This is a genomic window from Corallococcus caeni (assembly GCF_036245865.1).
In the GTDB taxonomy this organism is placed as follows: domain Bacteria; phylum Myxococcota; class Myxococcia; order Myxococcales; family Myxococcaceae; genus Corallococcus; species Corallococcus caeni.
The window spans coordinates 1820730-1843391 of the sequence record NZ_BTTW01000001.1 but is presented as its reverse complement, the minus strand read 5'-3'; the positions used below and the strand labels follow the sequence as shown (position 1 = coordinate 1843391).

The window sequence follows — 22662 nt, the reverse complement described above, 5'->3', positions numbered from 1 at the left end:
TGGCTAGCCCTGACGCTCGTAGGTGAAGAAACCGAAGGGCAGGTCGCCCTCCGGGTGCCGTTCCTCCTCCACCTGCCTCCATCCGGAGAGGTCCACGGGCGGGAAGAACGCGTCGCCGGGGAAGTCCCGCTCGATGCGGGTGAGGTAGAGCCGGTGCCACAGCGCCTGCGTCTGCGCGTAGAGGTCCGCGCCCCCGGCGATGAAGACCTCGCTGTCGCCCTGGGCCTGCGCCAGCGCTTCCTCCACGGTGTGCGCCACGCGGACGCCCTGGGGCGCGGCCCAGTCGCGCTGGCGGGTGAGGACCACGGTGGTGCGGCCGGGCAGGGGCCTCCCGATGGAGTCGTACGTCTTGCGGCCCATCACGAGGGTGTGGCCCAGGGTCAGGCGCTTGAAGCGCGCCAGGTCCTGCGGCAGGCGCCAGGGCAGGGTGTTGCCCTGGCCGATGACGCGGTTCGCCGCCATGGCGACGATGGCGGACACGCGCGGGCTCATACGGCCACGGGCGCCTTGATGGCGGGGTGCGGGTCGTAGCCCTCCAGCGTGAAGTCCTCGTAGCGGAAGGCGAACAGGTCCTTCACGTCCGGGTTCAGGCGCATGCGCGGCAGGGGGCGCGGCTCTCGCTTCAATTGCTCCTGCGCCTGCTCCACGTGGTTCAGGTACAGGTGCGCGTCACCAATCGTGTGGATGAACTCGTACGGGGTGAGGCCCGTGGCCTGCGCCACCATCATCGTCAGCAGCGAGTACGACGCGATGTTGAAGGGCAGCCCCAGGAAGATGTCCGCGCTGCGCTGGTAGAGCTGGCAGGAGAGCTTTCCGTCCGCCACGTAGAACTGGAACATCACGTGGCAGGGCGGCAGCTTCATGGAGGGCACGTCCGCCACGTTCCACGCGCTCACCAGGTGCCGGCGCGAGTCCGGGTTCTTCTTCAGCCCGTCCACCAGCTGCTGCATCTGGTCCACGTGGCCGCCGTCCGGCGTGTTCCACGAGCGCCACTGGTGGCCGTACACGGGGCCCAGGCTGCCGTCGGCGCTGGCCCACTCGTCCCAGATGGTGACCCCCACCTCCTGGAGCGAGCGCACGTTCGAGTCCCCCCGGAGCATCCACAGCAACTCGTGGATGATGGACTTCAGGTGGAGCTTCTTCGTCGTCACCAGGGGGAAGCCCTGGGTGAGGTCGAAGCGGAGCTGGTGGCCGAAGAGGCTCAGCGTCCCCGTGCCGGTCCGGTCGCCCTTCTTCGTCCCGTGGTTCAGGACGTGCTCCATCAGACTCAGGTAAGGCTGCATGGGGCCCTTTTTCCCTAGGTGGGGTCGGGCAAGCGAGCAAAATATCGGCCGCTGTCCACCCGCGCACGGCGTCGCCGTGTCGCATCGTTAAACAAGGGCTGCCATGAAGATCTACACGAAGACCGGCGACGCCGGCGAAACGGGCCTCTTCGGCGGCGGCCGAGTGTCGAAGGACGACGCGCTGGTGGAGGCGTACGGCGAGGTGGACGAGCTCAACGCCACGCTGGGCCTCGCGCGCACGTTCTCGCTGCCGGCGGACCTGGACCACCTGCTCCAGCGCCTCCAGGACCAGCTCTTCACGGTGGGCGCGGTGCTGGCCACGCCGCCGCACACCAAGGCGGCGGCCCACATCCCGGAGCTGCGCCCGGAGTGGGTGGAGGAGATGGAGCGCCACATCGACCGCTACGAGGAGGAGCTGCCCAAGATGACGCACTTCATCCTCCCGGGAGGCGCGCCCGCGGCCGCGGCGCTGCACCTGTCGCGCACGGTGTGCCGCCGCACCGAGCGCCGGGTCGTGACGCTGCTGCGTGAGGACAAGGCCCCGCCGGCGGTGGCCATGTACTTGAACCGCCTGTCGGACCTGCTCTTCGTGGTGGCCCGGCTGGTGAACTTCCGCGCCGGCCTGCCGGACGTGAAGTGGATCCCCGAGAAGCCGACGAAGTAGCCCGTGTACGCGACGCAACTGCCCACTGCCCGGCTGCGGCAGCTCGCCCAGGACGTGGGCTTCGACCTCATCGGCTTCGCGCGCGCGGAGCCCATCCCGCCGTCGTCGCTGATGTCGTGGCTGGAGGCCGGCTACGACGCGGACATGGACTGGATGGGGTCGCGCGCGGAGGAGCGGCTCGACGTGTCGGTGCTCCTGCCGGGCGCGCGCACGGTGCTGTCCTTCGCGAACAACTACTACCGGGACGACGCACCGTCGCAGGGCTCGCCCATCGCGCGGTACGCGAGGGGCCGCGACTACCACTCCACGCTGCGCGACCGGATGAAGGCGTTCCGCAAGACCATCAACGCCTGGTACCCGGGCCTGGGCACCTACGGCGGCGTGGACAGCGGGCCCATGATGGAGAAGGTGTGGGCCGCTCGCGGAGGCCTGGGCTACGTGGGCAAGAACGGCTGCCTCATCACGGAGTCGCACGGCTCCTGGGTGCTCCTGGCCACGCTCATCCTGGACGCGGAGGTGGACGCGTATCCGGAGGGGCCGGTGGCGGACCGCTGCGGTTCCTGCCGGCGGTGCCTCATGGCGTGTCCCACGGGCGCGCTGGTGGGAAACCGGCAGGTGGATGCGCGGGCGTGCCTGTCGTACCAGACGATTGAGAACCGCGACCGCGACGTGCCGGAGGTGTTCCGGCTCAAGTTCGACAACCTCATCTTCGGCTGCGACATCTGCCAGCAGGTGTGCCCGCTGAACCGCAAGCCGGTGTTCGCGGAGGATGACCGCTTCGTGCCCCGCGCGGTGGCGTCGCTGGGCACGCTGGAGCTGGCGGCGCTCACCCCCGAGCAATACAAGGAGCTCATCCCCGGCACGGCGCTGGCGCGCGCGCGGTACGACGGTTTGAGGCGCAACGCTGTCTATGCACTGGGGGTCGCACGGCAGGCGCACGCCCGGCCGCTGCTCGAAAAACTCAGCGGCGACGGCAGTGAACTGGTACGCAGCGCCGCACGATGGGCGCTTCTGCAACTGGAGCCGTGACGTCTCCTTCCGCGCCGCCGCCGCTCGGGCGGGTGTACGCGGCGCTGACGGTGCAGGTGCTGATCAGCGCGGGCACGTACCTCGCAGCCAAGCGGGCGATGACGGAGCTGTCGCCGTTCACGGTGGTGCTGTGGCGCTTCCTCGTGTGCGGCGCCGCGTTCGTGGTGCTGCTGGCGGTGACGCCGGGGCGGAAGCTGCCGCCGCGCCATGCGTGGCCGCGCGTGGCGCTGCTGGGGCTGATGGGCGGGCCGGTGAACCAGACGCTGTTCTTCTCCGGCCTGTCGCGCTCCACGGCGGCGCACGCGGCGTTGTTCTACGCGCTCACGCCGCTGGGCGTGTACGTGGCCAGCCTGGTGCTGGGCCGGGAGCGGGCGTCCACGCGGACCACGGCGGGCATCCTCACGGCGCTGGTGGGCGTGGTGGTGCTGCTGCTGGGCCGGGGTCTGGCGAGCGCGAGGGGCACGCTGGAGGGCGACCTGCTCATCCTCGCGGCGGTGGTGGCGTGGGTGGTCTACACGACGGAAGGCAAGCCCCTGGCCTCCGAGCATGGACCGCTGCGCGCGACGGCGTGGACGATGACGGTCGCCACGGTGTTGCAGCTGCCGCTCATCCCGTTCGTGCTGGAGCCCGCGGCGGTGTGGGCCTCCAGCGCCGCCGCGAAGGCCTCCATTGTGTACGTGGGGCTGATGACGTCGGTGGTGGCGTACCTGCTCTGGTCCTACGCGCTGTCGAAGGTGCCCGCGTCGCGCGTGGCCATCTTCTCCAACCTGCAACCGGCGGTGACGGCGCTGGTGGCGTGGCTCTTCCTGGATGAAGCGCTGCACTGGGAGCTGGCGCTGGGCGGCGCGCTGGTGCTCGTGGGCGTGCGGCTGACGCAGAGCGTGCCGGTGAAGGCCGCGCCGGTGGTGGTGCGCGCGGGCTGAAGGCGTTGACCCGTGAAGGGTGGCGGTCGCACGCTGCCGCCCATGTTGCGCCCTGGAGAGGATCTGCTGAAGGTCGAGGACCGCCTGTGGCTGCTCACCGCGGCGACGGGGAAGGGCGTCTACGACTTCGCCTTTGATCGGTTCTTCGCCTGTCGGCGGCCGTACATGCTGCCCGACACGCCCATCGAGGTCGTCGCACGCGCGGGGGCGTGGCCTGACTACGCGGAGCGCTACCGGGAGCTGGAGGCGCAGGGCGTGCGGCTGGTGCATTCGCCAGAGCAGCACCTGCTCGCGACGGAGCTGCCGCACTGGTATCCGTTGCTGGAGGACCTGACGCCTCGCAGCGTCTGGTTCGACACGCCGCCGGATGCGCGCACGGTGGAGGAGCGGCTGGGCTGGCCGGTGTTCCTCAAGGGTGCGCGGCAGACGAGCCGCCATCGCAGGTCCCTCTCCATCATCGAGGGGCCGGACGCCTTCCGTCAGGCGATGGAGGCCTATGCGCGGGATGACATCCTGCACTGGCAGCAGGTGGTGTGCCGCGAGCTGCGGCCCCTGCGGCGCGTGGACGACACGCAGGGCGCGGACGCGCTGCCCCGCTCGTTCGAGTTCCGAACCTTCTGGTGGCGGCAGCAGTTGGTGGGCTTCGGGCCCTACTGGTGGCAGGGGACGCCGTACACGCTGACGCCCCAGGAGGAGCGGGATGCGCTCGCGCTCGCGGGAGAGGCGGCCCGCCGGGTGGCGCTGCCGTTCCTCGTCGTCGACGTGGCCCAGGAGGTATCCGGCCGGTGGATCGTCATCGAGTGCAACGACGGTCAGGAGAGCGGCTACGTCGGCGTGTCGCCCATCGCGCTCTGGCAGCGCGTCCTGGACGTGGAGCGAGGCCGCGCGGGCTGAGCGCCCCGCACGAACCTGTCCGACAGTCGGACCAGTTTGGAATCCGCCGGGCGGGAGGCGGAGCCGAGGGCTGATGGCCCCGGGCTCAGTCGCCGTTGGGATCCCAGTCGGAGATGTCCTTCTTGGGCTCCGGCGGGACCGTGGGACGCGGCGGCTCTGCGATACGGGGCGGCGGCTCCTTCCTCACCGGCGGGGGCGGAGGCGGCAGGTCCTCGTCTTCCGTCCGGCTTGGCCGCGCGGGCTCGGCCACCACCGGCTTCGGCTCGGGCTTGCGCGGGGGCGGATCCGCACGGGGCGGCGGCTCCGAGAAGGCTTCAATATCGGGGGCCTCGGAGCGCCTGGGCTCCGGCTCCGGCGCCACGGCGGGAGAGGGCGGCGGGGGCGGCTGGCGCGCGGGCTCCGTGGCCCGCGCGGGGACGGTGGCCTGCTGACGCGGGGGGGGCTTCGCGGGCTTCTCGTCCGACGCCCGGTAGCCCTTGCGCTCCGGGGGCGGCTCCGGCGGATCATCGTAGGAGTCGCGCACCGGCCGCGCGCGCGGCTGCTTGTTCTCCTCGTCGCCGAAGGGGTCCTCCTCGCGGCGGCGGTCCTTCTCCTCGATTTCGCGCAGCTTGGCCGCCTCCGTCTTGCCTCCCCGGCGCTCGGGCGCGGCCTCCGGTGCGTCCGGCGCCCGGTTGTTCACCGCGTTGAACTGACGGGCACACTGCGTGCGCGTCTGCAGGCAGCCCTCGAAACAGCGCGTCAGCTTCTTGATGGCCGCGCCGTTGCCGCCGTACTCGATGGTGCAGTCCTCCTTGCACGTGGCGGCGTCCTCCTCGCAGCCGGGCGGGACGGGCCCGGCCAGGGCGGGGGTTGCAAGAAGGACGCTGAGGACGACGAGGTGCGGGAGAAGACGCATGGCAAATGTGAAGGCTACCAGCCTTCCGCGCTTCCCGGGCGAGCCCCCCGCGATATCGTCAGGCCCACGCCCGACGACCGGGCGAGAGGAGACGCATGCCGGCGGTCAAGGTGGGCATCATCGGGGGCCACGCCCTCTACCAGGCCCTGGGGCTCCAGGGGCGCGGCGAACACCTCTCCGTGGAGACGCCCTTCGGGCCCCACAGCACCCCGCTCATCTCCACGGAGCTGGACGGCGTCCCCACCGTCTTCGTCTTCCGCCACGGCCAGGGCCACGTCCACAACGCCACCCGCGCCCCCTACCGCGCCAACCTCTTCGCCCTGAAGACGCTCGGCGTCACCCACGTCCTCGCCACCGGCACCGTGGGCAGCCTGCGCGAAGCCATCCAGCCGCTCCACCTGGCCCTGCCGGATCAGGTCATCGACCGCACCTACCGCCGCCCCTGCACGTTCTACGACGACGTCGCCGTGCACGTGGAGCTGGCCCAGCCCTTCTGCGCCACCCTGCGCCAGACGCTCATCGACGCGGGCCAGAAGAGCGACACCGTGGTGCACCCCTCCGCCACCTACGTCTGCATCGAGGGCCCCTCCCTCAGCACCCAGGCGGAGAGCCAGCTGTACCGCGCGTGGGGCGCGGACCTCGTGGGGCTCACCGCCATGCCGGAGGCGCGGCTCGCGCGCGAGGCGGAGCTGCACTACGCCCTCATCGCGCTGCCCACCGACCATGACTCCTGGCGCCCGCAGCCCGTGGGCCAGGAGCCCGAAGCGCTCCTGCCGCAGTTCGCCCAGCGGCTGGACGCCGTCACCGCCCACGGCGCCGCGCTCCTGCGCCGCGCGCTGCCCCGCATCGCCAGCGCGCCCGCCTCCTGCCGCTGCGCCAGCGCGCTCGCGCTGGCCATCTTCACGGACCGCACGCGCATCCCCGCGGAGGTGAAGAGCCGCCTGCGTCCGCTGCTGGGCCGCTACCTGCCCTCCGGACTCGTCTAGCGTTCAACACCCGGCGCTTCTGGCCGCGAGCGCCCGCCCGGCCGCCTGCTGCCGAATGCGCGAAGCGTTCACACATTGGCTCCCCACAGACCCGGAGGGGGAACCACATGGGGCTGCCACGGCTCAAGTACCTGACGTGGAGGGAGTTCGCGCGGCGCTTCTGGAAGGAGATTGAAGAGGACACCGTCACCGACGTGGCGGCGCAGCTGTCCTACTACTTCATCTTCTCGCTGTTCCCGTTCCTGTTCTTCCTCGTGACGCTGGTGGCGTACCTGCCGTTCGCGCCCGGCGCCGTGGACGCGATGATGGACCGCATCCGCCCGCTGGTGCCCGGCGACGCCATGGGCGTGCTCAGCCAGCACCTGACGTCCGTCGTCGGGGAGACGCGCCCCAAGCTGCTCACCGTGGGTCTGCTCGTGGCGCTGTGGTCCGCGTCGCGCGGCGTGGACGCCCTGCGCAAGGCCCTCAACCTGGCCTACGACGTGTCGGAGTCCCGGCCCTACTGGAAGACGCAGGGCCTGGCGCTGGCCGTGACGCTGATGGGCGGCCTGCTCATCCCCCTGTCCTTCGCCATCCTGCTCTTGGGCGGACGCGTGGGGGCGTGGGTGGCGGACAAGCTGGCGCTCATCGACGAGTTCCACGTCGTCTGGTCCTGGCTGCGCTGGCCCTTCACCGCGGCGCTGGTGATGCTGATGCTGTCGCTCTGCTACTACCTGCTGCCGGACGTGAAGCAGCGCTTCAAGTACATCACCCCGGGCTCCGTGCTCGGCACGCTCGCGTGGCTGGGCAGCACCTGGGGCTTCACCCAGTACGTGGAGCACTTCGGCAAGTACGACGTCACCTACGGCTCCATCGGTGGCGTGGTGGTGCTGATGCTGTGGCTCTACCTCTCCGGGCTCATCTTCATCCTCGGCGGGGAGCTCAACGCCATCCTCGAGCACGCGTCCGCGCAGGGGAAGGCCAAGGGCGCGCGCGACTTCGGTCAGCCCGCGCCCCTGGAGCCGCCCCTCAAGACGCCCGGCGCGGCCAAGAGCGCCGCCAGCGCCCGGAAGACGCGGCTCGCGCTGTTCAAGCGCAGGCGCCGCGTGGCGGAAGGAAAAGACCCGGAGCCCCCGGGCCTGGTGCCGGACGGGAAGGACACCCCGTCCATGCACTGAGCCCCAGGGCCGGTGAGGCACGGCCTACTGCTTGGGCAGCTTGGCCTGGATGGCCGTCAGCCCGCCCGCGGTGTCGCGGTCGCCCTTGTACCCGTTCTGCGCGATGACCTTCCGCAGGTGGGCGATGCGGTCCTCGTTGGTGGGGTGCGTGGACAGCCACTTGAGGACGCCCGGCGTGGAGCCCTGCTCCTTCTGGAGCTTCTGGAAGAAGGTGATGAGGCCGTTGGGGTCGAAGCCCGCCGCGGAGGCGTACTTCGCGCCGTACTCGTCGGCCTCCGTCTCCTCGCTGCGGCCGTGCGCCAGCTGCAGCCCGCCGCCCGCCAGCTGCGCGGCGATCTGCGCCGCGGTGCCCGGGTTCTGGCCCAGCGCCACCTGGGTGATGGCCTGCAGGCCGTAGGCGTTCACCATGGCGCGCGCGGAGTGCCGGCCCACCACGTGGCCCGCCTCGTGCGCCATCACGCCCGCCAGCTCCGCCTCCGTGTCCGCCGCGAGCAGCAGGCCCGTGTACACGTAGAGGAAGCCGCCCGGCGTGGCGAAGGCGTTGACCGTCTTCGGGTCGTCAATGACGTTGACCTTCCACTTCACCCCGGAGCGGTCCTTGTTGGCCTGCGACAGGATGGGCGCGGAGATGCTCCGGACGTAGTCCACCACCGCCGGGTCCTGCACGTACTTGATGTGCTCCTTCGTCTCCAGCTCCTGCTTCACCTGGAGGCCGAGCTGGTTCTCCTGCTCGTCGGAGATGAGCACCTTGGCGAGCGCCTTCTCCGCGCCCACGCGCTGCTTGGTGCAGCCCGTGGAGAGGCCCGAGGCCAGGGTCAGGGTCAGGAGTGCGGTGACCATCCGTTGCATGGGCGAGTCGTCCTTTTGTGCTGTGGCGGTTGGAAGCTTTCGCGGCCCGTCGTAGCCGCGCCCCCACGCCCCGGGCAAGCGGCTTCCCCGCGTGGCATCCACCGGGGGACATGCGCCGGAAACAGTCCGGTGGTATGCCCCCGCCCGGATGCCTGAGCTACCGGAAGTGGAGATCGCCCGGCGCAACCTGGAGCGCTGGTTCAAGGGCCACCGCATCGTGCGCGCGGAAGCGGACGCCACCCGCGTCTTCCGGGGCGCGGAGCTGGCGCGCTTCACCCGGCTCACCGGACAGGTGAAGGCCCTGGAGCGCAAGGGAAAGTACCTGCTCCTCACCCTGGAGGGTGGCCACGGCCTGATGGCCCACCTGGGGATGACGGGCAAGTTCGTGCGCCGGAAGGAGGGGGAGGCCGTCCCCCACAGCCGCGCCCGCTTCCACCTGGACGACGGCCACGTGGTCCACTTCGCTGATCCACGCCTCTTCGGCCGGATGGAGCCCGTGCCCGCGAAGGACCTGTGGGAGCTGCCCTCGGTGAAGGCCCTGGGGCGGGATCCGCTGACCGAAGGGCTCACCGGGCCCCAGCTCCAGGAGGCGGTGGGGGACTCGAAGCAGGACCTGAAGGTGGCGCTGATGGACCAGGGCCGCGTCGCGGGCCTGGGCAACATCCACGCCGCGGAGGCCCTCTTCCGGGCGGGCCTGCACCCGGCGCGCAAGCCCGGCACCCTCACCCCCGACGACTGGAAGCACCTGGCCCGCGCCATCCACGCCGCGTTCGACTTCGCCTTCAAGGAGCAGGAGGGCGAGGACATCACCTACCTGGAGGAGGCTGGCTCCGTGAACCGCTTCCGCGTCTACGGGCGGGCGCAGGGGCCGTGCTCGAAGTGCGGAACCCCCGTGGAGTCCTTCACCCAGGGTGGACGCACCACGCATTTCTGTCCGAAATGTCAGCCGCTCTCCAGCGTTGCCTCCCGCGCGCCCCGGAAGGGGCCGGCGGCGGGGAAGGGGACGGCCCCCGCCGTTGCAAGTACGAAGCCCCGCTCCCGTAGACGTTGACACCCCAGGGGTGCATGGCTTGAATCGCCCGCCCTTTACACCCGGCCGCGTCATGTCGCGGCCCCGGAGACCGTTGACCATGCCTCACGTCCTGCTGGCGGCGCTGCTCGTCGCCTCGTCCACGGCCACCGCGCAGACGCCGGTGCCCGATGGTGGCGCGCCCTCGGCACCCCAGGAGTCGGCGCCCGCCGAGTCTCCCGCGCCCGCCGCACCGGCCACCGCCGCCCCCACCCCCAGCGAAGGTTCCGTCAGCCGCGAGGAGCTGGAGCAGCGCCTGGAGGCCACGCGTCAGGAGCTGCGCGAGGACATCCGCGCCCAGACGGCCACCCAGGCCGTGGCCAACAACGACTGGCAGGAGGAGTGGACGGAGGAGAAGCGCAAGCTGGAGCTGTTCACGCTGGACGGCTACCTGCGCGTGCGCCCCACGCTCTTCTACAAGTTCGACCTGGGCAAGCCCGCGCTGCCCTCCGGCACGCCCCTGGGCCGCCAGCTGTGGACGCGCTCGCCGCGCTCCGCCGCGGAGCAGACCCAGGCCGGCGCCAACATGCGCTTCCGCCTGGACCCGTCCTTCAACGTCTCCGAGGACGTGCGCATCAAGGCGCAGGTGGACGCGCTGGACAACATCCTGCTGGGCTCCAACCCGGACAGCGCCTACAGCGGGGATGGGCGCAACAACTTCACGCTCTTCTCTGAGAACCAGTCCCCGGCCAACTCCGCCATCAACGCGTTCAAGGACTCCGTCCATGTCCGCCGCGCGTACGGCGAGGTGACGACGCCGGTGGGCATCCTGCGCTTCGGCCGCATGGGCAGCCACTGGGGCGTGGGCATGCTGCGCAACGACGGCAACTGCCTGGACTGCGACTACGGCGACACGGTGGACCGCATCCAGTTCGTCACCGAGCCGTTCGCCGGCTGGTACGTGACGCCCATGCTGGACTTCAACAGCGAGGGGCTGTCCACGGAGAAGGCCAACGCCCTGGGCGAGCCGGTGGACCTCACCCAGTCCGACGACGCGCACAGCCTGGTGCTGGCCATCGCGCGGCGGGACACGGACCAGCAGCAGAAGGCCAAGCTGGACAACAACCAGGGCGTCCTCAACTACGGCCTGTACTTCACGTACCGCACGCAGCGCTACGCGACCACGACGGAGACGGGCGTCCCGTTCGACGACGCCAACCCCTCCATCCCCGTCACCACCACCGCGCCGGCGTTCGTCCCGCGCGGCGGCACGCTCTACATCCCGGACCTGTGGTTCAAGTACGAGGAGAAGCGCTTCCGCATCGAGGCGGAGTTCGCCGCGCAGCTGGGCAACATCGACGGGCGCGCGCTCACGGCCACCGAACCCACCACCCAGTCGCTGCGCGTCGCGCAGTTCGGCGGCGTGCTCCAGACGGAGTTCCACGTCATCCCGGAGAAGCTGCACCTGGGCATCGAGCTGGGCTTCGCCTCCGGTGACAGGGCGCCGGGCTTCGGCAACTACCCGGGCCGCCAGGGCACGGGCTCCGACGGCAACACCGCGCCGGGCGACGTGGAGGGCCGTCAGTACAGCTGCGACACCGGCGGCTGCAGCGACAACGCCATCCGCAACTTCCGCTTCAACCGCGACTACCGCGTGGACCTCATCCTGTGGCGGTCCATCCTCAATGGCGTCACGGACGCGTTCTACGTGAGGCCGGGCCTCAAGTACTCCATCGCGGAGGGCTTCGACGTCTTCGGCAGCGTCATCTACTCGCAGGCGTTCTACGAGGAGTCCACGCCGTCCTACACCAGCAAGGCGCTGGGCCTGGAGGCGGACATCGGCGCGCGCTACGTCACGGAGGACGGCTTCGTGGCGGGCATCGACTACGGCATCCTCTTCCCCCTGGACGGCCTGAAGGACCTGGGCCTGCCGGGCCAGGAGCTGAGCACCGCGCACGCCATCCGCGGCATGCTGGCCATCCGGTTCTAGCCCATGCGCTCCTCGCTCCTGCGGCTGTGCGCCGCCACCAGCCTGACGCTCGCGCTGGTGGCGTGCGGCATCAAGGGCAGCCCCCACGCGCCCCGTCCGGCGCCGCCACCCGCGCCCACGCCGGAGACGGTCCCCCCGCAGGAGCCGCCGCACGGACCCGTGGAGCCCTCCGGCCCCACGGTGCCGCCGTCCTCCGTGGACGCCGGGCTGGCCGAGTGAACGCCTTCAACTACAAGAAGGGCGTGCTGCACGCGGAAGGGGTGCCCCTGTCCGCCATCGCGGACGCGGTGGGCACGCCCACCTACGTCTACGCCACCGCCGCCCTCGCGGAGCGCTTCCGCGAGGTGACGGACGCGTTCCAGGGGCACAAGCACCTCATCTGCTACTCGGTGAAGGCCAACTCCAACCTGGCCATCCTGCGCCTCTTCGCGGGGCTGGGCAGCGGCTTCGACATCGTGTCCGGCGGCGAGCTGGCGCGCGTGAAGCAGGCCGGCGGCGAACCGGGCAAGACGGTGTTCGCGGGCGTGGGCAAGACGCCGGACGAGATGGCCCAGGCGCTGGCCCAGGGCCTGCTGCTCTTCAACGTGGAGAGCGCGGAGGAGCTGGACGCGCTGGACGCCGTGGGCCGCCGGCTGGGCAAGCGCGCGCCGTTCGCCCTGCGCGTGAACCCGGACGTGGACGCGCGCACGCACCGCTACATCTCCACCGGCCTGAAGACGTCCAAGTTCGGCGTGCCTTTCGAGGAGGCGGTCGCCCTCTACGCGAAGGCGAAGAAGCTCAAGGGGCTCAAGGCGCTGGGGCTGGACTGCCACATCGGCTCGCAGCTCACGCGCACCGCCCCCATGAAGGCCGCCATCAGCAAGGTGGCGGACCTCTACGGCACGCTCAAGACGCAGGGCCACGCGCTGGAGTACCTGGACGTGGGCGGCGGCCTGGGCATCACCTATTCGGACGAGACGCCGCCCAGCCCCCAGCAGTACGCGCGCACGGTGCTGGACGCGACGGAGGGCACCGGCGCCACGCTGCTCCTGGAGCCGGGGCGTTCGCTCGTGGGCAACGCGGGCGTGCTGCTCACGCGCGTGCTGTACCGGAAGCCCACCGAGGCGCGCACCTTCGTGGTGGTGGACGCGGGCATGAACGACCTGCTGCGCCCGGCCCTCTACGAAGCGCACCACGAACTCCAGCCGGTGGTGAAGCGCCGCGGCCGGGACGTGGAGGTGGACGTCGTGGGGCCGGTGTGTGAATCCACCGACGTGCTCGCGCGGGCGCGCCCCCTGGTGCTGCCCCGCCAGGACGACCTGTATGCCTTCATGAGCGCCGGGGCTTACGGGATGAGCATGGCTTCCACCTACAACTCGCGGCCCCGGCCGGCGGAGGTGCTGGTGGACGGGGCGGCCTGGCGTGTCGTGCGGGAGCGCGAGCGCGTCGAGGACCTCTGGCGCGGCGAGCGGGCCTGAACGTATAAGCGCCGGCATGAAGACCTTCGAAGGCTCCATGACGGCGCTGGCCACTCCGTTCCTCAACGGAGCGCTGGACGAGGGGGCCTTCCGGGCCCTGGTCCGCTATCAGCTCGAGGGCGGCACGAACGTGCTCCTGCCCATGGGCACCACGGGCGAAGCGGTCACCATGGACGCGGACGAGCGCGCGCGCGCCATCGCCGTCGTCGTGGACGAGGTGAAGGGCCGGGTGCCGGTGGTGGCGGGCGCGGGCAGCAACAGCACGCGTGAGACGATTGAGTCCGTGCGCCGCGCGCGCGAGGTGGGCGCCGACGGCGCGCTCATCGTCACGCCCTACTACAACAAGCCCACGCAGGCGGGCCTGGTGGAGCACTACCGCGCCATCGCGAAGGCGCACCCGGGCTTCCCGCTGGTCGCCTACAACGTGCCGGGCCGCACGGGCGTGGACCTGCTGCCGGAGACGGCGCTCCGCCTGTGTGACATCCCGGAGGTCGTGGCGCTGAAGGAGGCCACGGCCAGCCTCATCCGCGCGGTGGACCTGGTGGAGAAGTGCGGCGACCGGCTGACGCTGCTGTCCGGTGACGACTTCACGGTGCTGCCCTTCATCGCGTGCGGCGGCAAGGGCGTCATCTCCGTGTCCTCCAACGTCGCGCCCCGCATGATGGCGGACCTGGTGGCGGCGGCGCGCGGCAACGACATCGCGAAGGCGCGCGGCCTCCAGGTGCGGATGAACGCGCTGCACCGGCTGCTCTTCGTGGAGTCCAACCCCATCCCGGTGAAGTGGGCGCTGCACCTGATGGGGATGTTCGGCCCGGAGGTGCGCCTGCCGCTCGTCCAGATGGGCGAGGCGAACGCCGCGAAGCTCAAGGAAGAGCTGACCGGGCTGGGCCTGCTGAAGGGCTGAAGAGGAACACGCGCCATGACCCGCACCGTCATCACCGGCATCTCCGGCCGCATGGGCAGCACGCTGGTGCGCCTGGCGAAGGCCGCCAGCGACCTTGCGGTGGTGGGCGCCACGGTGCGCCCGGGCAGCCCTCTTTCCGGACAGGACGCGGGGCTCGTGGCGCGGCTGGGCACGCCGCTGGACGTGCTCGCGCAGGACGACCTGGGCCGCGCGCTGGACGGCGCGAAGGCGGACGTCGTCGTGGACTTCACCGGCCCGGAGGCCACGCTGCTGCACGCGCGCATCTGCGCCGAGCGCGGCGTGGCGCTGGTGGTGGGCACCACGGGCTTCTCTCCCGAAGGCCGCGCGCAGCTGGAGGCGCACGCGAAGCGGGTGCCCATCGTCGCGGCGCCCAACATGTCCGTGGGCGTGAACCTGGTCATCCGCATGGCGGCGGAGCTGGCGCGGGTGCTGGGGCCTTCGTTCGACGTGGAGGTGCTGGAAGCGCACCACCGCATGAAGAAGGACGCACCCAGCGGCACCGCGCTCAAGCTGGCGGAGGTGCTGATGGAGGCGCTGGGCCGCACGAAGGACGACCTCACGTTCGCTCGCGAGGGGCAGACGGGCGCCCGGCCGCCGGGTGAGATCGGCGTGCAGGCGCTGCGCGGCGGGGACGTGGTGGGCGAGCACACGGTTTACTTCTTCGGGGAGGGCGAGCGCATTGAGCTCACCCACCGCGCGACGAACCGTGATCAGTTCGCGCAAGGGGCGCTCCGGGCCGCGCGCTGGGTGGCGGGCCGCGCGCCGGGACTCTATGACATGGCCGACGTGCTCGGCCTCCAGGGGAAGACATGACCGCCCGTTACTGCCGCTTCCAGGTCGAGGGCCGCGCCAGCTACGGCCGCGTTGACGGCAACGAGGTGGTGGTGCTCACCGCCGCGCCGTGGGCCGGCGGCAAGGAGACCGGCCTGCGCCGCTCGCTCCAGGGGCTCACGCTGCTCACGCCGTCGGACGCGTCGAAGGTCGTCTGCATCGGCCAGAACTACCGCAAGCACGCGGAGGAGATGGGCAAGCCCATCCCCACGGAGCCGCTCATCTTCACCAAGCCCTCCACCGCGCTCAACGGCCCGGGCTCGCCCATCCGCATCCCCAAGGCCAGCCAGGAGGTGCACTACGAGGCGGAGCTGGCGCTCGTGATTGGCGAGCGCCTGAAGAACGCCGACGAGGCCACCGCCGCGCGCGCCATCTGGGGGCTCACCGCCTTCAACGACGTCACCGCGCGCGACATCCAGCGCAAGGAGATCCAGCACACCCGCGCCAAGGGCTACGACACCTTCGCCTGCGCGGGCCCCTGGGCCGTGACGGGCCTGTCCCCCGCGGACCTGCGGGTGGTGTGCCGGGTGAACGGACAGGTGCGTCAGGATGGCCGGACGTCCGACATGGTGTTCAGCGCCGCCCGGCTGGTCTCCTTCATCTCCCACGTCATGACGCTGCTGCCCGGCGACCTGGTGAGCACGGGGACTCCCTCGGGCGTGGGCGCGCTCAAGGCGGGGGACACGGTGGAGGTGGAGCTGGAGGGAATCGGAACCCTGGTGAACCCGGTTGAGATGGAGCCTTGAGCGCTACCGTCTATGTAGGACTGGGTTCCAACGAGGGCGATCGCGAGTCCCACCTCGTGGCCGCCCTCTCCGCGATGTCCTGCATCGACGCGGTGTCGGTGCTCGGGTGCTCCTCCCTCTACGACACCGCCCCGGTGGGCCCCGCGCAGCCGCGCTTCCTGAACGCCGTGGTGGCGCTGGAGTGCGACCTGACGCCGCAGCGCCTGCTGTGCATCCTCCAGCGGATTGAACAGGACCTGGGCCGCCACCGCGTCCAGCGCTGGGGCCCGCGCACCATCGACCTGGACATCCTCCTGTGGGACGAGGAGGACCACTCCGTCGTCGCGGACGCGAACCTCCAGGTGCCCCACCTTGAACTGCACAAGCGCCGCTTCGCGCTGGAGCCCCTGGCGGAGCTGGCCCCCGACGCCCGCCACCCGGTGCTGGGCGTGACGGTGCAGGAACTGCTCGCGAAGCTCGCCCCCCAGGACGTCCGCAAGCGCGAGGCCCTCTACTGGCCCGACATGGGCGCCCGTTTCCCCGTCCACGAACTATGAGCCTGTCCCTCGTCCTGGCCACGGCCGCGCTGCTCGCGGCCGAGCCCACCCCCCTGCCTCCCGGCCACCCCACGATTCCCCCTGGCACCCAGGCGTCTCCCGCCATGGGGACGGGCATGGGCTCCGGCGCCGCGAACGGCGCGCTGCCCCCCGGCCACCCCACGATGCCCGCGGGCTCCCCCGTGGCGCCGGGCACGCCGCTGCCTTCGGGCCACCCCACGGTGGACGCGAACAAGCTGCCGCCCTCCGCCGAGGAGCTGATGAAGCAGCTCGACTCGTCCGAAGGGCTGCGCGAGCGGGAGAAGACCTTCGAGATCGCCTCGTCGCTGGGCAAGCTCTACTACACGAACGGCCGCAACGCGGAGGCGCTGACCTACCTGGGGCAGGCGCAGGCCAAGGCGGAGGGGCTGCGCTCGCTGTTCCTCGCGTCGAAGAAGAAGCTGGGCAAGGCCCCCATCGCCACCCCGGAGGCCGCGAACTGCGGCTTCACGCCGGGCCAGGCGCTGGACGCGCAGGAGGCCGTGGCGCAGGCCCGCGCGAAGTCCGGGGACACCGCGGGCGCCGCCGCCTGTGCTCGCGCCGCGCTGACTCCCGCGCTGGACGTGGACGTGGTGCGTGGCAACGCGCTGTACCTGGGCGGTGACAGCGCCAACGCGCTGAAGGCGTACGCGCGCGTGCTGGAGGTGGAGCCCCGCCACGAGGAGGCGCTGTACGCGCACGCGTCGCTGCTCTTCGAGTCGAAGGGCGAGGACCTCCAGGCGCTCAAGGCCGCACGGGAGGGCTTCGACGCGCTGGTGGCGGCGTACCCGCAGTCCCAGCGCGCGCCCATGGCCCGCGAGCTGAGCGTGCGCATCGAGGAGACGGTGAAGGCGGGCGGGCGGCAGAAGTGGCTCGCGTCGCGCGCCGCGGACCGCAAGGTGCGCCTGTCCCAGTCCACCGCGCAGGCCGCCGCGATGCCGCCGGACGCGCCGCGCCCGCTGACGCCGGAGATGGTGGACGCGGTGAAGAACACGGAGCGCACGCCGGAGCTGGAGGCGGGCCTCACCAAGCTGGTGGAGGAGGGCGAGGAGCACCTGGCGCGTGGCCGCTACCAGGAGGCCCTGGCCAACTACACCCGCGTGGTGCCCTTCCAGCCGGAGAACGGCCGCGCGAAGGCGGGCATGGCCTGGGCGCTCGTCGGCCTGGGCCGTCCCATGGGCGCGCGCGTGTGGAGCGTGGCGCTCCAGTCGGACGCGGGCGCGGTGGAGAAGCTGGGCGACACGCTGCTCGCCAAGGGCGACGCCAAGGGCGCCAAGGCCCTCTGGGAGAAGCTGGCCCAGGACGTGCCCAACTACCCGAACAAGGCCGCGCTCCAGGCGAAGCTGTCGCAGTAACTAGACGAACTTCGCGGCCAGCAGATCCTGGACGTCGAGCAGGCCCACCGCGCGGCCCTCGACGTCCACCACGGGCAGCTGGTCCACCTTCAGCTCGCGCATCTGCGCGGCGGCGGTGAGCACCAGCGTGTCCGGGGTGATGCAGCGCGGGCGCTTGCCCATCACCTGGCGCACCGGCACCTCGAAGTCCGTGTGCCCCCGCTCCACCAGCCGGCGCAAATCTCCGTCGGTGAAGATGCCCTCCAGCCTCCCGTCACGGTCCACCACGCACGCAGCGCCCGGCCGGCCCGGCGTGTTGGTCATCACCACCACCGCCTGGGACAGCCGCGCGGTGTCCAGCACCAGCGGGTTCGCGGGGCCCGTGCGCATCAGCTCGTAGACGCGCAGCACGGAGCGCCCCAGCTTCCCGCCCGGGTGCAAGAGCGCGTAGTCGTCGCGTCCGAAGGGGCGCGAGCGCAGCAGCGTCATCGCCAGCGCGTCGCCCACGGCGTGCAGCGCGGCGGTGGACGCGGTGGGCACCAGCCCCATGGGGCAGGCCTCTTCAATCCGGCCGATGTCCAGCACCACCTCCGCGCCCTTCGCGAGCGCGCTGTCCGCGTCCCCGGTGAGCGCCACCACCGGCGTGCCCATGCGCTTGAAGAGGGGCAGCAGGCGCAACAGCTCCTCCGTGCTGCCGCTGTTGGACAGCGCGAGGATGACGTCGCCCGGGCCCACGCGGCCCAGGTCCCCGTGCACGGCCTCCGCGGGGTGGAGGAACACGGAGCGGATGCCCGTGGACGCCAGCGTGGAGGACAGCTTCTGGCCGATGTGGCCCGCCTTCCCCATGCCCGTCACCACCACCTGGCCGGGGCACTCGCGCACGAGCCTCAGCGCGCGCAGGAACGCGTCCCCCAGCCGGTCCGTGACGCCGAGGATGGCGCGGGCCTCCGCCTCCAGCACGCCGCGCGCGTAGGTGAGCGCGGCCTCGTCGTCGGCGCTCCGGGACTCAGGCCGCACGGGGGCAGGGGAGGGCGCGCGGCCGGGGAGGGCGCGCAGGCGGGGCTTCTTGGCGGTGGAGCGGGGGGCGCGGGCCATGGATGGGCGCTACCTCTACTCCAGCCTCCGCGTGGGCGGCCATCCTTGACGCATGGGGGGGCCTGGGCTACGGCCTGCCCGCCCGGCCGCCCGTGGCCGGGGAAACCTTCTTCACCACCGGAAACCGAGGGGACGGCATGAAGTTCTTCATCGACAGCGCGGACGTCGGCGAAATCCGCAAGGCCCACGAGATGGGCTGCGTGGACGGCGTCACCACCAACCCGTCACTGCTGGCCAAGGTCGGCCGCAACCTGGAGGAGACCATCCGGGAGATCTGCTCCATCGTGGACGGTCCCATCAGCGCGGAGTGCGTCTCGCTGACGGCCCCGGAGCTCATCAAGGAAGGCCAGGGCCTGGCGAAGATCCACGACAACGTCGTCGTGAAGATTCCCATGGGCGTGGAGGGCATGAAGGCCGTCAAGGCGCTCACCGCCGACGGCATCCGCACCAACGTCACCCTCTGCTTCTCCGCCAACCAGGCCCTGCTGTGCGCCAAGGCCGGCGCCACGTACGTGTCGCCCTTCGTGGGCCGGCTGGACGACATCTCCCAGGACGGCATGGAGCTCATCGCCCACATCCTGGAGATCTACCAGAACTACGACTTCACCACGCAGGTGCTGGTGGCCAGCGTGCGCAACCCCGTCCACGTCCTCCAGGCCGCGCGCCTGGGCGCGGACGTCGCCACGCTGCCCTACAACGTCATCACCCAGCTGGCGAACCACCCCCTCACCGACGCGGGCATCCAGAAGTTCCTCGCGGACTGGGAGAAGGTCCCCAAGCAGGCGAAGCCCGCCGCGAAGTAGCCTCCCGGACAGAGGCCCCCCTGTCCGTTCCGGTGTCCCTGGAACGACGGGGGGACCCTCGCGGGGGCTGGCGCCAGGACGGCGGGAGCGGTATGGCAGGGGAGCGGATTGATATTTGAATCAACCCTCCCGGAGCCGCCCCATGGATTTCCAGCTCAGCGAGTCCCAGCGCGCCTTGCAGGACGCCGCGCGCAAGTACGCCCGTGACGTGGTGCGCCCCAAGGCCCCCCACTACGACGAGACCTCCGACTTCCCCAAGGACCTCATCTCCGCGGCCTTCGAGCTGGGCCTGCTGAACATGGCCATCCCGTCGGAGTACAACGGCGTGGGCCTGACGCACCTGGAGCAGGTCATCGTGTGCGAGGAGCTGGCGTGGGGCTGCGCGGGCGTGGCCACGTCCCTCATCGCCAACGACCTGGCCAACCTGCCCATCATCCTGCACGGCACGGATGACCAGAAGAAGCGCCTGCTCGCCCCCTTCGGGGAGAAGCTGAAGCTCAGCTGCTTCTGCCTCACGGAGCCCGCCGCGGGCTCCGACGTGGCGGCCATGGGCACCACCGCGCGCCGCGAGGGCGACGAGTACGTCCTCAACGGCAGCAAGTGCTTCATCACCAACGCCGGCTACGCGGATCAGTTCACCGTGTTCGCCACGCTGGACAAGGGCAAGAAGCACAAGGGCATCACCTGCTTCGTCGTGGAGGGCCGTCCCCAGGGGCTGACCACCGGCAAGCACGAGAACAAGATGGGCCAGCGCGCCAGCAACACCACCACCGTCACGTTCGACGAGGTGCGTGTCCCGGCGAGGAACCGCATTGGTGAAGAGGGCGAGGGCTTCAAGATCGCCATGGCCACGCTGGACAACAGCCGCCCGCTGACGGCGAGCATCTCCATCGGCATCGCCCGCGCGGCGCTGGAGCACTCGCTGGAGTACTCGGCGCAGCGCCAGACGATGGGCAAGCCCATCCGCGAGCACCAGGCCGTCCAGTTCATGCTGGCGGAGATGGCCATGAACACCCACGCCGCGCGTCTGCTCACCTACGAGAGCGCCCAGGTGCTGGACGAAGGACAGCGCAACACCCTCCAGTCCAGCTATGCGAAGTGCTTCGCCGCGGACATGGCCATGAAGGTCGCCACGGACGCGGTGCAGGTGTTCGGCGGCTACGGCTACATGAAGGAATACCCCGTGGAGAAGCTGATGCGCGACGCCAAGCTCATCCAGGTCTACGAGGGCACGAGCCAGGTGCAGCGCCTGGTCATCGCGAAGGAACTGTTCAGGTAGAAAAGCAAAACTGTGCCCGGCGGGGCTTTCCCGTTGCCGCCGCCGTGTACGGATGTCTATTACTCCCGCCCTGATGCGCGGCGCGTCAAGCCGCCCTACTTTCCAAACACTCCCCACTGAGGAGAGCCCGCCGTGAAGATTCTCGTCACCGCCAAGCGCGTGGAAGATCCCGAGTCGAAGATCAAGGTGAAGCCGGACGGCTCCGACATCGTGAAGGAGGGGCTGAAGTACAAGATCAACCCCTTCGATGAAATCGGCGTGGAAGAGGGCCTGCGCCTTGCCGCGAAGCACACCGGCGAGGTGGTGGTGGTCTCCATCGGCGGCAAGGAGGTGCAGGAGCAGCTGCGCCACGCGCTGGCCATGGGCGCCAACCGCGCCATCTGGGTGAACCACACGGGCCCGCTGGATCAGCTGGGCATCGCCGGCCTGCTCCAGAAGGTCGCGGAGAAGGAGAAGCCGGACATCGTCCTGCTGGGCAAGCAGTCCATCGACGACGACCAGAACCAGGTGGGCCAGTACCTGGCGGAGTTCCTGGGCTGGGGCCAGGCCACGTTCGCCTCCAAGGTGGAGTCGCTGGAGAGCGACCAGGAGAAGAACAAGGTCCCCGCGGTGGTGCTGTCCGCGGACAAGAAGAGCGTCCAGGTGGTGCGTGAAGTGGACAACGGGCTTGCGACCCTGGAGGTCCAGCTGCCCGCGGTCGTCACCACGGACCTGCGCCTCAACCAGCCGCGCTACGCCAGCCTCCCGGGCATCATGAAGGCCAAGAGCAAGCCCATCGAGGAGCTGACCCCGGCGGGCCTGGGCGTGGACGTGGCGCCGAAGATCCAGGTGCTCAAGCTGGCGTCGCCTCCGGCGCGCAAGGCCGGCATCAAGGTGCCGGACGTGGCCACCCTGGTGGAGAAGCTGCACAACGAGGCGAAGGTCGTCTGACCGCGCTCCCAACCCTTCCAACGATTCCGGAGACAGACACCATGTCCATCGTCCTCATCGTCGCCGAGCAGCAGCCGGACGGGAACCTGCGCAAGGCCTCCCTCAACGCCATCGCCGCGGGCAAGCAGCTGGCGGACAAGTCCGGCGGCGAGCTGCACCTCGTCCTGTTGTCCAAGGACCCGTCCAAGCTGGCGGAGGAGCTCAAGGGCTCCGGCGCCAAGGTCATCCACACCGCGGCCGCTCCCGAGCTGGAGCACTACCTGGCGGAGACCTACGCCCCCGTTGTCGCGGGCCTGGCGCAGGAGCTGAAGGCCACCTTCGTGGGCGCGGCCTCCACGGCGCAGGGCAAGGACCTGCTGCCGCGCGTCGCCGCCCGGCTGAAGGCCGCCATGGCCACCGACATCACCGCCATCAACGGCAGTGGCGCGGACATCACCTTCACGCGCCCCATGTGGGCCGGCAACGTGTTCGCCGAGGTGAAGCTCACCACGCCGGTGCAGGTCCTCAGCATCCGCGCCACGGAGTTCGCGCCGGTCGCTGGCGCGGGCGCGTCCGCGGAGGTGAAGTCCTTCCAGCCCAAGCTGGAGGCCTCCAAGACGAAGTTCGTCAGCTTCAACGAGGTGAAGAGCGCCCGTCCGGAGCTCACCGAGGCCAGCGTGGTGGTGTCCGGTGGCCGCGGCACCAAGGGTGACTTCAAGGAAGTCGAGGCGCTGGCGGACCTGCTGGGCGCCGCGGTGGGCGCGTCCCGCGCGGTGTGCGACGCGGGTTGGGTTCCCAACGACCTGCAGGTCGGTCAGACGGGCAAGGTCGTCGCGCCCAAGCTGTACATCGCCGCGGGCATCAGCGGCGCCATCCAGCACCTGGCGGGCATGAAGTCCTCGAAGACCATCGTCGCCATCAACAAGGACCCGGAGGCGCCCATCTTCCAGGTGGCCGACTACGGCCTCGTGGACGACCTCTTCAAGGTCCTGCCCGCGCTGCGCGAGGGCATCCAGAAGCTGAAGTAGTCCGCGCCCGCCTTCTCTTGGG

At 70.8% G+C, this 22662-nt stretch carries 24 protein-coding genes; 19 read left to right on the top strand and 5 right to left on the bottom strand.

Annotated elements, in window-relative coordinates; genetic code table 11:
- Positions 1–3: 3 nt before the first annotated feature.
- Together AABA78_RS07350 and AABA78_RS07345 are read right to left on the bottom strand one after the other, a co-directional pair.
- Positions 4–492: a dihydrofolate reductase gene (locus tag AABA78_RS07350; protein ID WP_338262251.1), complete on the bottom strand. Its 489-nt coding sequence runs from the start codon at positions 490–492 to the stop codon at positions 4–6.
- Positions 489–1283, bottom strand: a complete 795-nt coding sequence (locus AABA78_RS07345) for a thymidylate synthase (protein WP_338262250.1) — start codon at positions 1281–1283, stop codon at positions 489–491. Before AABA78_RS07345 ends, AABA78_RS07350 begins: the two co-directional genes overlap by 4 nt.
- A gap of 103 nt (positions 1284–1386) precedes the next feature.
- On the opposite strand from AABA78_RS07345, the gene AABA78_RS07340 reads away from it, so the two are divergent.
- From AABA78_RS07340 to AABA78_RS07325, 4 genes are read left to right on the top strand one after another with little or no spacing between them, the layout of a single operon-like run.
- On the top strand, positions 1387–1947 hold the full coding sequence (locus AABA78_RS07340; protein WP_223739209.1) for a cob(I)yrinic acid a,c-diamide adenosyltransferase: 561 nt from the start codon (positions 1387–1389) through the stop codon (positions 1945–1947).
- Positions 1948–1950: 3 nt separating this feature from the next.
- On the top strand, positions 1951–2976 hold the full coding sequence (queG, locus tag AABA78_RS07335) for a tRNA epoxyqueuosine(34) reductase QueG (RefSeq protein ID WP_338262249.1): 1026 nt from the start codon (positions 1951–1953) through the stop codon (positions 2974–2976).
- A complete protein-coding gene (locus tag AABA78_RS07330) occupies positions 2949–3899 on the top strand; it encodes a DMT family transporter (protein WP_338262248.1) in 951 nt (316 codons plus the stop codon). Before queG ends, AABA78_RS07330 begins: the two co-directional genes overlap by 28 nt.
- A 12-nt stretch (positions 3900–3911) precedes the next feature.
- On the top strand, positions 3912–4793 hold the full coding sequence (locus AABA78_RS07325; protein WP_338262247.1) for an ATP-grasp domain-containing protein: 882 nt from the start codon (positions 3912–3914) through the stop codon (positions 4791–4793).
- 85 nt (positions 4794–4878) lie between these two features.
- On the opposite strand, the gene AABA78_RS07320 is transcribed toward AABA78_RS07325, so the two are convergent.
- Complete coding sequence (locus AABA78_RS07320) at positions 4879–5688, bottom strand: hypothetical protein (RefSeq protein ID WP_338262246.1); 810 nt, start codon at positions 5686–5688, stop codon at positions 4879–4881.
- A 95-nt stretch (positions 5689–5783) separates the two neighbouring features.
- On the opposite strand from AABA78_RS07320, the gene AABA78_RS07315 reads away from it, so the two are divergent.
- Together AABA78_RS07315 and AABA78_RS07310 are read left to right on the top strand one after the other, a co-directional pair.
- On the top strand, positions 5784–6674 hold the full coding sequence (locus AABA78_RS07315; RefSeq protein ID WP_338262245.1) for an MTAP family purine nucleoside phosphorylase: 891 nt from the start codon (positions 5784–5786) through the stop codon (positions 6672–6674).
- Positions 6675–6781: 107 nt separating this feature from the next.
- A complete protein-coding gene (locus AABA78_RS07310) occupies positions 6782–7831 on the top strand; it encodes a YihY/virulence factor BrkB family protein (RefSeq protein WP_338262244.1) in 1050 nt (349 codons plus the stop codon).
- A 24-nt stretch (positions 7832–7855) separates the two neighbouring features.
- Here the strand turns inward: AABA78_RS07310 and AABA78_RS07305 are convergent, their stop codons facing one another.
- Positions 7856–8680, bottom strand: coding sequence for a M48 family metallopeptidase (locus tag AABA78_RS07305; RefSeq protein WP_338262243.1), 825 nt, complete (start codon positions 8678–8680; stop codon positions 7856–7858).
- Positions 8681–8828: 148 nt separating this feature from the next.
- On the opposite strand from AABA78_RS07305, the gene mutM reads away from it, so the two are divergent.
- The 9 genes from mutM to AABA78_RS07255 all read left to right on the top strand — a co-directional run bounded on the left by mutM (position 8829) and on the right by AABA78_RS07255 (position 17547).
- Positions 8829–9731, top strand: coding sequence for a bifunctional DNA-formamidopyrimidine glycosylase/DNA-(apurinic or apyrimidinic site) lyase (gene mutM / locus AABA78_RS07300; protein WP_353544615.1), 903 nt, complete (start codon positions 8829–8831; stop codon positions 9729–9731).
- Positions 9732–9810: 79 nt separating this feature from the next.
- Positions 9811–11679 (top strand): TIGR04551 family protein, encoded by a 1869-nt coding sequence (locus AABA78_RS07290; RefSeq protein ID WP_338262242.1) that lies wholly within the window; start codon positions 9811–9813, stop codon positions 11677–11679.
- Positions 11680–11682: 3 nt separating this feature from the next.
- Complete coding sequence (locus AABA78_RS07285) at positions 11683–11898, top strand: hypothetical protein (protein ID WP_338262241.1); 216 nt, start codon at positions 11683–11685, stop codon at positions 11896–11898.
- Positions 11895–13136 (top strand): diaminopimelate decarboxylase, encoded by a 1242-nt coding sequence (gene lysA / locus AABA78_RS07280; protein ID WP_338262240.1) that lies wholly within the window; start codon positions 11895–11897, stop codon positions 13134–13136. The genes AABA78_RS07285 and lysA overlap by 4 nt, the downstream gene beginning before the upstream one ends.
- 16 nt (positions 13137–13152) lie before the next feature.
- A complete protein-coding gene (dapA, locus tag AABA78_RS07275; RefSeq protein ID WP_338262239.1) occupies positions 13153–14040 on the top strand; it encodes a 4-hydroxy-tetrahydrodipicolinate synthase in 888 nt (295 codons plus the stop codon).
- A 15-nt stretch (positions 14041–14055) separates the two neighbouring features.
- Entirely contained in the window at positions 14056–14874 is an 819-nt protein-coding gene (gene dapB, locus AABA78_RS07270) for a 4-hydroxy-tetrahydrodipicolinate reductase (RefSeq protein ID WP_338262238.1), read from the top strand.
- Positions 14871–15638 carry a fumarylacetoacetate hydrolase family protein gene (locus AABA78_RS07265; protein ID WP_120530005.1) on the top strand — a complete coding sequence of 256 codons (768 nt, stop codon included), beginning with the start codon at positions 14871–14873 and terminating at the stop codon, positions 15636–15638. The genes dapB and AABA78_RS07265 overlap by 4 nt, the downstream gene beginning before the upstream one ends.
- Positions 15635–16174 (top strand): 2-amino-4-hydroxy-6-hydroxymethyldihydropteridine diphosphokinase, encoded by a 540-nt coding sequence (folK, locus tag AABA78_RS07260; protein WP_338262237.1) that lies wholly within the window; start codon positions 15635–15637, stop codon positions 16172–16174. The genes AABA78_RS07265 and folK overlap by 4 nt, the downstream gene beginning before the upstream one ends.
- On the top strand, positions 16171–17547 hold the full coding sequence (locus AABA78_RS07255) for a tetratricopeptide repeat protein (RefSeq protein WP_338262236.1): 1377 nt from the start codon (positions 16171–16173) through the stop codon (positions 17545–17547). Before folK ends, AABA78_RS07255 begins: the two co-directional genes overlap by 4 nt.
- On the opposite strand, the gene AABA78_RS07250 is transcribed toward AABA78_RS07255, so the two are convergent.
- Positions 17548–18372 (bottom strand): KpsF/GutQ family sugar-phosphate isomerase, encoded by an 825-nt coding sequence (locus AABA78_RS07250; protein ID WP_370469446.1) that lies wholly within the window; start codon positions 18370–18372, stop codon positions 17548–17550.
- Between the two features lie 386 nt (positions 18373–18758).
- Here AABA78_RS07250 and fsa point away from each other — a divergent pair, with 386 nt between their 5' ends.
- From fsa to AABA78_RS07230, 4 genes are all read left to right on the top strand, one after another.
- A complete protein-coding gene (gene fsa, locus AABA78_RS07245; RefSeq protein WP_171421807.1) occupies positions 18759–19424 on the top strand; it encodes a fructose-6-phosphate aldolase in 666 nt (221 codons plus the stop codon).
- 142 nt (positions 19425–19566) lie between these two features.
- On the top strand, positions 19567–20703 hold the full coding sequence (locus AABA78_RS07240; protein WP_338262233.1) for an acyl-CoA dehydrogenase family protein: 1137 nt from the start codon (positions 19567–19569) through the stop codon (positions 20701–20703).
- Positions 20704–20835: 132 nt separating this feature from the next.
- Positions 20836–21633 carry an electron transfer flavoprotein subunit beta/FixA family protein gene (locus AABA78_RS07235; protein ID WP_120530297.1) on the top strand — a complete coding sequence of 266 codons (798 nt, stop codon included), beginning with the start codon at positions 20836–20838 and terminating at the stop codon, positions 21631–21633.
- A 41-nt stretch (positions 21634–21674) separates the two neighbouring features.
- Positions 21675–22640: an electron transfer flavoprotein subunit alpha/FixB family protein gene (locus AABA78_RS07230; RefSeq protein ID WP_120530296.1), complete on the top strand. Its 966-nt coding sequence runs from the start codon at positions 21675–21677 to the stop codon at positions 22638–22640.
- Positions 22641–22662 lie beyond the last annotated feature (22 nt).